This is a genomic window from Ruegeria sp. BHSB056 (genome assembly GCF_059613305.1).
Window position 1 is genome coordinate 1 of the sequence record NZ_JBXWSG010000111.1, and the last position, 10,711, is coordinate 10,711.

Sequence of the window (10,711 nt, forward strand, 5' to 3'; positions counted from 1 at the left end):
CTGATGGGGGATGCGATTGCGCAACCGGTGTTTCAGTTCGGTCAGATGATGACAATCGTCACCTTTCTGTTCATGCAAAGCATCTGGTTCGGTTTGGCAAGCATCGCGCTGATCCCGCTTCAGGCCTGGCTGATCCCAAAGTTGCAACGCCAGATCAACTTGCTGAACAAGGACCGTATTCAGGAGGTCAGGCGTCTGAGCTCGGAAATCGGGGAAAGTGCGGCGGGCATCAGCGACCTGCGCACAAATGGCGGCTGGCGTTATCGTCTGGCGCAGTTCAGTCATAGGCTGGGGACCTTGTTCGAGATCCGGTTCAAGATCTACAACAAGAAATTCTTTATGAAGTTCCTGAACAATCTGATCACTCAGATGACGCCGTTCCTGTTTTACTCGGTGGGCGGATACCTGGCGATTACGGGCGAGGTGACAGTAGGTGCACTGGTTGCCGCGTTGGGCGCGTACAAGGACCTAAGCGGGCCCTGGAAAGACCTTCTGACCTACTACAACCAGGTACAGGACATGTCCCTGCGGTGGGAGGTGGTCACCGAAAGATTTGCCCCGGACAACATGATCCCCGAAGAGCTGTTCGTCGGCGAGCCGGAAACCATCCCACATCTGACCGGTGATATCGAATTGCGCAATGTGACCGTTCGCGATGGCGACGGCAAAACCATTCTAGAAGACATTGATCTGACCATCCCGCGGGGCGCGCGTGTGGCGATTCAATCCGCCCATGCGTCGGAACGTAGTGCGTTGGGCCAGTTGCTGACCCGCGAGGTGCTACCTGTTCAGGGGGATGTGGTCATAGCTGGCCACAAGCTGGACGAACTGCACCAATCAGTTATCGCGGCCCGGATCGGGTATGCCTATTCACGCCCCTATCTGTTTGACGGGACTTTGGGCGATAACCTTATGATGCCGTTGCGCACCCACCCGCAACACGAGGCAGATGCGATTAGAACCCCGTCCCGTCGTCAGATTGAGTCTGTTCGGGCGGGTAACCCACCGGATTCGCTGGAAGATGAGTGGATCGATCCAGGACTGGCCGGTCTGGACGATATCGATGGAATACGTGACTGGTGGTTCCAGCTGGTGGAAGCCATGGGGATTGACGAGTTCATGTTCCGGCGCACTCTGCGCACCCAGTTTGATCCAGAGATACACCCAATACTGGCACAGGAAATAGTCAGGCTGAGAGAATCCATCGCAGAACGGCTGAAAGAAAAAGGATTGGATCGTTATGTCTATCGGTTCGACCCAAACCAGTTTAACCCGGCCGTCCCGCTTGGGGGCAACCTGTTGTTCGCGGCACCGTCGCGAGACATATCTCCAGACATTCTGGCCGGAGACGCGCGGTTCGTGCAATTGCTCAGCACCCATGATTTGGCAGATGACGCGATCAGCATATCGAATGCTGTCATGGATACTCTTGGCAAGACATTTGGGCGGGACGGGGCCGACCATCCCCTGTTTCTGCGGCTTGGCATGTCCAAGGACATGTATCATCGGCTGCTCGATATTCAGGACCGGCGCAAAGCCAAAGGGAATGCTGCGCTGAGCGATCAGGAGCGTGCCTTGCTACTGACAGTGCCTTTCCTTCTGACAGCAGAACAGATCGGCCCGGATTTCCCGGAGGAATACAAGGAAAAAATCCTTGCTATCCGCAAGACCCAGGCCGAGCGGTTGCGCGGTGCAATGGACGGTTTGTTCATGTCTGTGGCGCCTGACATCTATGTGCCGCGCTTGACCGTGATGGAAAACGCAATCTACGGCCGGATATCGTTGATGGCGGGTGCCCATGCCGAAGATATCGAAGACATCGTTGCCGAGGCCATGAACGAAGCCGGTCTGCGCCGTCGGGCAGCGGCCATTATCTATGACCTGCCGTCCGGGTTGGGCGGCAACAACCTTCCAACCGTGTTTCAGGAGCGTGCCGCTTTTTCACGCGCAGGCATCAAACGCCCCGACGTCCTGATCCTGGACAAGGCGCTGGCCAGCCACGACTCGGAAAGCCGGTTGCGCACGCGCCTGAAACTGAGAGAGCTGCTGCCCGATTCCATCATGATATTCATGGAGGGTCATTTTGCGCATCCCGAAGCCTATGACTTGTTTGTGGAAATCAAGGATGGACGGATCGACGGCGTCTCGCGGAGCAGACCAGCGCATGAGGCCAGAACTTCGGACGATCTGAGCCGTAAACTCGAGATTCTGTCTGCAACTCAGCTGTTTTCAGGCCTGGATGGCAGAAACCAGAGGCTGCTGGCGTTTTCGGCGCAATGGTACGAAGCCAGCGCCGAACAAGTCATCTTTTCCCGCGGTCAAGCGCCGGATGCGGCCTATTTGTGCATTTCAGGACAAGCCAAACTGGATTGGTCCAATGAGGATGGAACGAAACGCACAATCTCGATCATAGAACCCGGTCGGCTCATCGGAGACCTGTCCATCATTACCGGGGAACCAAGGCAACTGGATCTGGTAGCGACGGAAGATAGCAGCTTCTTGCGCATCGGCGCAGAAGAACTGCGTGCCGTTGTTGAAAGTGACGCTTCGGTCGCTATGCAGTTGCTTCAAACAGTTGCAGGGTATCTGACCACGCTTTCGAACAGAATCAGCGTGGCCCAGAACGCCGAAGACATGTTTCCACCCGTGACGGATGAAACGGCGCAGGAAGGTATTGGTAAGAATGCCTAGCGCGTATTCAGCTCATGCGCGCCTGGTCGAAACAGCCCGCGCCAAACCCGAAATCTGGCGTCTTTTGCTGGGGTTGGCATTGATAGCCGTGTTGGTCAGCGTTTCGAACTTGGTGTTTTTCACCGTGATAGCGGGGTTGGGTCCGGAGGAATGGGCACAGGAACTTTTGCAAGGCAACACACCTATAGCGCTGCTTCTGTTGCTGGCCAGTTTCGGGTTCATCATTCTTGGCGTGGCAGTTGCCGCACGTCAGCTTCAGCACCGATCCTTGCGATCAATTTTCGGCCAGCGCAGTCTGGTTGTGGCCCAATTTCTGAAAGTGCTGAAAGCCCTGCTTTTCTTGGGCGCTGTCGGTGTCTTGCTGTCGCCCTACGGCTTGGGGGACTCTCTGTCAAAGAATCTGCCATTTTCAACTTGGCTTTTGTTGCTTCCGGTCTCTGTGTTAGTTGTCCTGATTCAGACCAGCGCCGAAGAAGTTCTGTTTCGGGGGTACATTCAGCAAGCGTTTGCAGCCAGGTTTCAATCGCCTGTCATTTGGATGGGGGTTCCGTCTGTTTTGTTTGCGGCTGGCCATTACACGCCGGAACTGGCAGGAGAAAATGCAATTCTGTTTGTGCTGTGGGCATTTGTTTTTGGGATGCTTGCATCCGATCTCACAGCGCGATCAGGGACATTGGGGCCAGCTATCGCCTTGCATTTCTTCAATAACATCATCGCACTATTGTTCGTTTCCCTGCCGGACAACCTGAGCGGTCTGGCGCTTTTCTCGCTTCCGTTCGATGCATCTGACGCTGAACAGCTTCGTCCCTGGCTGGTGGTGGATTTGGCGGTGATGTTCGTATGCTGGCTGGCGGCGCGGCTTGCGATCAGGCGTTGATTGCATTTCTTTCCGTGGCGTCTTATTTGACGTCAACACCGCACAAGCCAAGGTTCCGACATGAACTGGATCACAAACTACGTCCGCCCCCGGATCAACTCGATCTTCTCTCGCCGCGAAGTGCCCGAAAACCTTTGGCAGAAATGTGACGAGTGCGGAACGATGCTGTTTCATCGTGAACTTGCGGAAAATCAGAACGTCTGTACCCAATGTGACCATCACATGGCGATTACCCCACGCGAGCGGTTCAATCACCTGTTCGATGGCGGTATTTTCACCGAGGTCGCAGTGCCAGCGCCAAAAGAAGATCCGTTGCATTTCCGCGACCAGAAGAAATACCCCGAACGTATGCGAGCCGCGCAGAAAAAGACCGGTGAAAAAGAGGCGATGCTGGTTGCCAAAGGCGAAATCGGGCGCACGCCTATCGTTGCAGCAGCGCAAGATTTCTCCTTCATGGGCGGATCAATGGGCATGTATGTGGGCAACGCAATCATCGCGGCCGCTCAAGAAGCGGTTAAGCTAAAGCGCCCACTGATCCTGTTCTCGGCAGCTGGTGGTGCGAGGATGCAGGAAGGCATTCTCAGCCTGATGCAAATGCCGCGCACAACCGTGGCCGTCGAAATGCTGAAAGAAGCAAATCTACCCTATATCGTTGTGCTGACTCATCCCACCACCGGAGGTGTGACGGCGTCATATGCGATGTTGGGCGATGTCCACATCTCTGAACCGAACGCGTTGATCTGCTTTGCCGGTCCCCGAGTTATCGAGCAAACGATTCGCGAAAAGTTGCCCGACGGCTTCCAGCGGGCCGAGTACCTGCTGGATCACGGGATGCTGGACCGTGTCACCAAACGCACCGAGATGCGCGACGAACTGATCACCATCACCCGGATGCTGATGAACCAACCGCCGGCGATCAAAGGTGATCTGCCAGCACCGACACCGGATGAAACGGCCAAGGTCGCGCAGGCCGAAGAGACCGGGAAAAATGAACACCAAGACATCTGACGCCATCCTCGACCGGATGATGGCGCTGCACCCCAAGATCATTGATTTGACCTTGGACCGCGTCTGGCGATTGCTGGCCGCTTTGGACAACCCGCAGCTCAAGCTGCCACCGGTTATCCATATTGCCGGAACCAATGGCAAAGGCTCGACCCAGGCCATGATCCGGGCGGGCTTGGAAGGGGCCGGGCGTTCCGTTCATGCCTACACCTCGCCCCATCTGGCGCGATTTCACGAACGTATCCGGTTGGCGGGCGAACTGATTTCAGAACCCAGCCTGACCGCGGTTCTGGATGAGTGCTACGTGGCAAATGGTGGCGAGAACATCACGTATTTCGAGATCACAACCTGCGCCGCCTTGCTGGCCTTCTCTCGCTGCAAAGCAGATTATACTCTGCTCGAGGTCGGTCTGGGTGGGCGGTTGGACGCGACAAATGTTGTAGATGAACCGGTGGTAACAGTCATTACGCCTGTTTCAATCGATCATGAACAGTATCTGGGCGACACCCTGGGAAAGATTGCTGCCGAAAAGGCGGGCATTATCAAACCCGGTGTGCCATGCATCGTCGGCCCGCAGGAAGATGAGGCGCTGGAGGTGATCGAGTACACAGCCGCCCGGTTGGGCGCACCGCTGCTTGTACATGGCCAGCATTGGCACGTTCATGAAGAAAACGGGCGCTTGATCTATCAGGACGAAACCGGGCTGCGTGATCTGCCGCTCCCCAACCTGCTGGGTGCACATCAGTTCCAGAATGCTGGTGCTGCCTCGGCGGTTCTGCGTCATCTTTCAATGGGTGACATTGCCTACGAGGCTGCCGTGTCCAATGCCGATTGGCCCGCGCGTATGCAACGTCTCAAAACCGGCCCGCTGACCGAGCAAGCCCCCCAGGTCGAACTGTGGCTGGACGGAGGGCATAACGCGGCCGCAGGTATCGCGCTGGCCGATGTGCTGGCAAAGATGCCGCAACGCCCTACGCACATAATCTGCGGTATGCTCAACACGAAAGACGTGACTGGGTACCTCGCGCCACTGTCAAGACAGGTTGCAAGCCTGACCGCCGTCTCCATACCGGGCGAGGCGGCCACGCTCAGCGCCGAAGAAACCGCCGCCGCTGCCACCAAAGTTGGCCTGCCTTCTTCAGTCGCTGCAAGTGTTTCGGAAGCGTTGAAGACATTCACGGACAAAGACCCACAGGCGCGTGTCCTGATCTGCGGCTCCCTTTATCTTGCCGGAAACATCCTGCGCGAAAACGGTTAAGCTTCATCTTTTCGCAAATATTCCGGGGGCGGCGCGCGCAGCGCGACGGGGGCAGAGCCCCTACTTCCCCCAGTTCTGGTCCTGCATTTCCCGCAGGCGCGACGCAGTACGCTCAAACTCAAAGGTGCCTTCTCCTTCGACATACAACATCTCGGGCTCTGCCGCAGCCGAGCAGATCAACCGAACTTTTGCCTCGTAGAGCGCATCTATCAGGATGACAAAGCGCTTGGCTTCATTGAAGTTATTTCTCGACAGACGGGGGATATCCTCAAGCACCAAAACTTTAATTGCTTCTGCGATAGCCAGATAGTCCGCCGGTCCCAGCATCCGGCCACACAGGTCATAAAACGAAGCCCGTGCAACCCCGTTGCGAAATGCTGGCAGTTCGACAGCGCGGCCTTTGACCTGCAATATCAACGGATCGGCAGGTCCGCCTGCAAGATCGTTCCAGACATCCCGTAATTTCTGCCGCGCTTCTGGTCCGATGGGTGTAAAATAGACCGGAGCACCTTCTAATCTGTTCTGACGGTAATCCGTGGGCGATACCAGTTCCCATACCTGCAACTGGTCTTTGATATGGGCAATAAAAGGCAGGAACAATTGCCGGTTCAACCCATCCTTATACAGCTCGTCTGGATGCCTGTTCGACGTGGTCACAACGACAACACCACCTTCGTGCAGCAGGTTAAACAAGCGACCGACGATCATCGCATCCGTAATGTCAGTGATCTGCATCTCGTCGAAAGCCAGCAGGCGGACGGATTTTGCCACTTCTTTCGCCACAGGTATTAGTGCATCTTCCACATTCTCTTTTCGGGCCTTGTGCATTCCGGCATGGATATCCTGCATGAAGGCATGAAAGTGAACGCGCCGTGCAGGGATTTCACCCAGCGTGTCGACGAACATGTCCATCAGCATCGATTTACCGCGTCCGACGCCACCCCACAGGTACAGGCCTTTGGGTGGCGGTGGAGCCTTGCGGAAAAACCCTCGTTTTACCGGCTCGGCCAGTGCCGCACTGATGCGCTCAAACTGGGGTAATACGGCTTCTTGAGCGTCGTCACGCGTCAGAGTTCCATCCTCGACGCGGGCTTCATAGTGCGAAATCAGATCCGTCATGACCAAGAGCCTTACCCATGACCCAGCCCGTTGAAAAGAAGACATTTCCCTGACGTATCAAATTTGCTTATCCGTGACCGCAAATCTGTTGAATTGACGCGACTCGTAAATGCAGTACGGTCCGTCGGACCAAACTACCCGAGGTCGCAATGCCGCAACCCACCCGCATGTTGAACCCGATCCTGATCGTTGGATGCATCATCATCACGGTCAGCTTTGCCGTGCGCGCATCTTTCGGCGTGTTTCAGATTCCGATCGCCAGCGAATTTGGCTGGTTGCGCACGGATTTCTCACTGGCGATTGCGATCCAGAATCTGGCTTGGGGCATCGGCCAACCGGTCTTTGCAGCTATCGCTGAGAAAGTAGGAGACCGAAAGGCCATTATCCTTGGCGCTTTGACCTACGCTGCCGGTATGGTGCTTTCAGCCTGGTCCGTCACACCTCTTGAACACCAAGTCTATGCGTGGCTGGTGGGGTTTGGCATTGCCGGAACCGGGTTCGGCGTGGTTTTGGCTGTGGTCGGTCGCGCGTCCTCTGATGAAAATCGGTCCATGTCGCTGGCCGTCGTTACAGCTGCGGGCAGTTTCGGACAGGTTCTGGGCGCTCCGACAGCTGAGTGGCTGCTGTCATTCTTGCCCTGGCAACAGGTCTTCGTCGTGTTTGCCGCTGCGATTCTAGCGCTTGTATTGACCCTGCCTTTCATGCGGTCGCCTCAACCAGCTTCAAAAGCAGAGTTGCAAGAAAGCATGGGAGAAATTCTGGGAAAGGCGTTCCGAGATCCTTCTTACGCTTTGATATTTATTGGGTTTTTCAGCTGCGGATACCAGCTTGGATTTATCACCGCTCATTTTCCGGCATTCGTAACCGAAATGTGCGGCCCGATCGAACCCGGCAGCGTGCTGTATTCCATCGGCATCACATCCACGTCCGCACTTGGCGCGGTATCGATTTCGCTGATTGGTTTGGCCAATATCGCCGGGACTCTTTTTGCAGGTTGGGCGGGTAATCATTTTCCTAAGAAATATCTGCTGGCCTCGGTCTATGCCGGTCGGACACTTGCTGCGGCGTTGTTCATCGTTTTCCCGATAACGCCGCTGTCCGTCATTACATTCTCGCTGGTGATGGGGTCGCTTTGGCTGGCCACCGTTCCGCTCACGTCGGGCCTTGTCGCGCACCTCTATGGTTTGCGTTACATGGGAACACTCTATGGCATAATCTTCTTCAGCCATCAGGTTGGCAGTTTCCTGGGAGTCTGGCTGGGGGGGCGCATGTATGACCAATATGGTGACTATGCACTGGTCTGGTGGATCGGTGTGGCAATAGGGGCTTTCAGCGCCATCGTTCATCTACCGATCCGAGAGAACCGTCTGGCAGTCCCCGCCTGAAATAACGTTTCGCGCTCGACCAACGTGCGCGCGCCAGCGGTAATGCCGCGTGGGGTGTCAATCTAGCCAGCTCGGTCTGGAAACAATCCGGCAAGGCCTTCGGCCGAGGCGGCACAAACGCCACGCTCGGTGATAAGCCCGGTCACCAGCCGGTTGGGTGTGACATCAAAGGCAGGATTGCCACCCTCCGTACCGTTCGGAGTGACGCGAACATCGGCAATATCCCCTTGGCCGTCCACGCCCATGACATGGGTCACTTCTTTTGTATCGCGTTCTTCGATCGGGATTTCCGACACTCCATCCCGAACCGTCCAGTCAATCGTAGGCGAGGGCAGGGCAACATAAAACGGAACCCCGTTGTCCCGCGCCGCCAAGGCCTTCAGGTAGGTGCCGATTTTATTGCAGACGTCGCCTTGTGCCGTGGTCCGGTCTGTACCGGTGATGACGGCGTCAACCAAACCATGTTGCATCAGGTGACCACCTGCATTGTCCACGATATAACGATGGGGAATGCCGTGTTCAGCAAGCTCCCAGGATGTCAGCGCCCCCTGATTTCGTGGCCGGGTCTCATCCACCCAGACATGAAGCGGAATGCCCGCGTCATGCGCGTGATACATCGGGCTTGTCGCCGTTCCCCAATCCACCGTTGCCAGCCAACCGGCATTGCAATGCGTCAATAGCCGCACCGGTTCACCTGCGGGCTTTCTGGCTGCAATTTCTTTGATCAGTTGCAGACCATGGCGACCTATCGAGGCATTGATCTCAACATCTTCGTCAGCAACCTCCTGTGCCATTGCCCAGGCCCGTTCGGCACGGTCACTTGGGGCAAGTGGCATCAGCGCGCCACGGCATCTGTCCAAGGCCCATCGCAGGTTGATTGCCGTTGGCCGGGTCGCGTGCAATACGTCATATGCGGCATCGAACGAAGCGTCAGAGCTGTCACGGGACATCTGTTCCGCAATTCCAAACGCGGCTGTTGCACCAATCAGTGGCGCACCCCTGACCCACATATCGCGGATCGCCGTCGCAAATTCATCCAGCGTTTTCAGGGTAACCACCCGAAAGTCATGGGGCAGCCATCGCTGGTCGATAATCCGAACCTCACCTGCCGATTTGTCCCACCAAATCGACCGGTAATGAGCACCCTGTACTTTCATAATTCGGTCTCCGTTTGCGAATAGCCTGATCAGAAGTCTTTCGCAGCCTGCGTTCTTTCGGCGGGCTTGTAAACGGGCGTTTCTGGTTGCAGGCTCGCATTTTAGCTTGCCGATGATTGCACTTATCCTCGGGTCGCCGCGCGAAGTTCCCGCTCTAAGGCGTCCAGAAACCTTGAACGATCGGCTTTGTTGAATGGTCGGCCGCCGCCTCCGGCCCCAAGCGGATTGGCGGCCCGAAGGTCAGCCATCAGATCACGCATTGCCAATTGCTGGCCTATGTTGGCTGCCGTAAAGGCTTCGCCGTTCGGGCGCAAAACTCGGGCACCCGCTTCGACGCATTTCGCAGCCAGAGGGATATCGGAGGTAACAACTACATCCCCTGCGCCGCAGCGTTCTGCTATCCATTTGTCGGCTTCGTCAGCGCCTTCCGAGACCACGACGACCTGAGCCAACGGGTTTGCTGACGGTCGAAGACCGCCATTCGACACCAGTGCCATAGGCACCTTGTGTCGCGTTGCAACCCGTTCGGCCTCGGCCTTTACAGGGCAGGCATCGCCATCGACATAGAGCGTTGTCACGCCTTTTTGGCCTCTTTTTTCTCTGGTTCAGCAGGTTTTTTCCGCACCTTGAATTCGTCCGGGATCGGCATCCGGTTGAAAGCATCCAGCCCGGCGATCTTGTAAGCCTCGGCCAGAGTTGGATAGTTGAACGTATTCTGAACGAAGTAATCGACAGTGCCCTTCAGGTTAAGAACCGCCTGAGCGATGTGGATCAGTTCAGTCGCACCTTCGCCCACAATCTGCACACCCAAGACACGGCGGGTCTTCAGCGAAAACAGCATCTTCAGCATGCCGTGTTCCAGCCCCATGATATGCCCGCGCGAGGTTTCGCGGAATCGGGCCACACCGACCTCATACGGAATGCCACGTTCCTGAAGTTCTTCCTCGGACATGCCGCAGGTGGAAATTTCGGGAACCGAGTAGATGCCATATGGGTACCATGGGCTTTCCGGCAGTGTAGGTGTCTCGAGCGCATGGCAGGCAGCCACACGCCCTTGCTGTAATGAAGTCGAGGCCAGCGAAGGGTGACCGATCACATCCCCGGTCGCGTAGATATGCGGAACCGCGGTCTGATATGTCTTGCGGTCTACCTTGATCCGATTGCGGTGATCGGTTTCCAGTCCAACTGAGTCCAGATTGAGTTTCGATGTTGCGCCCAT

At 56.3% G+C, this 10,711-nt stretch carries 9 protein-coding genes; 5 read left to right on the forward strand and 4 right to left on the reverse strand.

Annotated features, from left to right (window positions below):
• From AC2FND_RS18250 to AC2FND_RS18265, 4 genes are all read left to right on the forward strand, one after another.
• Positions 1–2,691: cyclic nucleotide-binding domain-containing protein (locus tag AC2FND_RS18250; RefSeq protein ID WP_496771194.1), on the forward strand; the 2,691-nt coding region annotated here is incomplete at its 5' end.
• Positions 2,684–3,568: a CPBP family intramembrane glutamic endopeptidase gene (locus tag AC2FND_RS18255; protein WP_496771195.1), complete on the forward strand. Its 885-nt coding sequence runs from the start codon at positions 2,684–2,686 to the stop codon at positions 3,566–3,568. The genes AC2FND_RS18250 and AC2FND_RS18255, both read left to right, overlap by 8 nt.
• A gap of 60 nt (positions 3,569–3,628) precedes the next feature.
• Positions 3,629–4,576: an acetyl-CoA carboxylase, carboxyltransferase subunit beta gene (gene accD, locus AC2FND_RS18260; protein ID WP_209507120.1), complete on the forward strand. Its 948-nt coding sequence runs from the start codon at positions 3,629–3,631 to the stop codon at positions 4,574–4,576.
• Positions 4,557–5,831: a bifunctional folylpolyglutamate synthase/dihydrofolate synthase gene (locus AC2FND_RS18265; protein ID WP_496771196.1), complete on the forward strand. Its 1,275-nt coding sequence runs from the start codon at positions 4,557–4,559 to the stop codon at positions 5,829–5,831. The genes accD and AC2FND_RS18265 overlap by 20 nt, the downstream gene beginning before the upstream one ends.
• A gap of 60 nt (positions 5,832–5,891) precedes the next feature.
• Here AC2FND_RS18265 and zapE read toward each other — a convergent pair whose 3' ends face one another.
• Complete coding sequence (gene zapE, locus AC2FND_RS18270) at positions 5,892–6,950, reverse strand: cell division protein ZapE (RefSeq protein WP_496771197.1); 1,059 nt, start codon at positions 6,948–6,950, stop codon at positions 5,892–5,894.
• Positions 6,951–7,099: 149 nt separating this feature from the next.
• Between zapE and AC2FND_RS18275 the strand changes: the two genes are divergently transcribed.
• Complete coding sequence (locus tag AC2FND_RS18275) at positions 7,100–8,335, forward strand: MFS transporter (protein ID WP_496771198.1); 1,236 nt, start codon at positions 7,100–7,102, stop codon at positions 8,333–8,335.
• A gap of 62 nt (positions 8,336–8,397) precedes the next feature.
• On the opposite strand, the gene mtnA is transcribed toward AC2FND_RS18275, so the two are convergent.
• The 3 genes from mtnA to AC2FND_RS18290 all read right to left on the reverse strand — a co-directional run.
• Positions 8,398–9,492, reverse strand: coding sequence for an S-methyl-5-thioribose-1-phosphate isomerase (mtnA, locus tag AC2FND_RS18280; protein WP_496771199.1), 1,095 nt, complete (start codon positions 9,490–9,492; stop codon positions 8,398–8,400).
• 122 nt (positions 9,493–9,614) lie between these two features.
• Positions 9,615–10,070: a YaiI/YqxD family protein gene (locus AC2FND_RS18285; protein WP_480506972.1), complete on the reverse strand. Its 456-nt coding sequence runs from the start codon at positions 10,068–10,070 to the stop codon at positions 9,615–9,617.
• Positions 10,067–10,711: oxidoreductase dimerization domain-containing protein (locus AC2FND_RS18290; protein ID WP_496771200.1), on the reverse strand; the 645-nt coding region annotated here is incomplete at its 5' end. The genes AC2FND_RS18285 and AC2FND_RS18290, both read right to left, overlap by 4 nt.

What these genes read in the sequence shown, in the direction of transcription:
- AC2FND_RS18255 (WP_496771195.1), top strand. Translation starts at nt 2,684, where the DNA reads ATGCCTAGCGCGTATTCAGCTCATGCGCGCCTGGTCGAAACAGCCCGC.
- mtnA (WP_496771199.1), bottom strand. Translation starts at nt 9,492, where the DNA reads ATGAAAGTACAGGGTGCTCATTACCGGTCGATTTGGTGGGACAAATCG.
- zapE (WP_496771197.1), bottom strand. Translation starts at nt 6,950, where the DNA reads ATGACGGATCTGATTTCGCACTATGAAGCCCGCGTCGAGGATGGAACT.
- AC2FND_RS18275 (WP_496771198.1), top strand. Translation starts at nt 7,100, where the DNA reads ATGCCGCAACCCACCCGCATGTTGAACCCGATCCTGATCGTTGGATGC.
- accD (WP_209507120.1), top strand. Translation starts at nt 3,629, where the DNA reads ATGAACTGGATCACAAACTACGTCCGCCCCCGGATCAACTCGATCTTC.
- AC2FND_RS18265 (WP_496771196.1), top strand. Translation starts at nt 4,557, where the DNA reads ATGAACACCAAGACATCTGACGCCATCCTCGACCGGATGATGGCGCTG.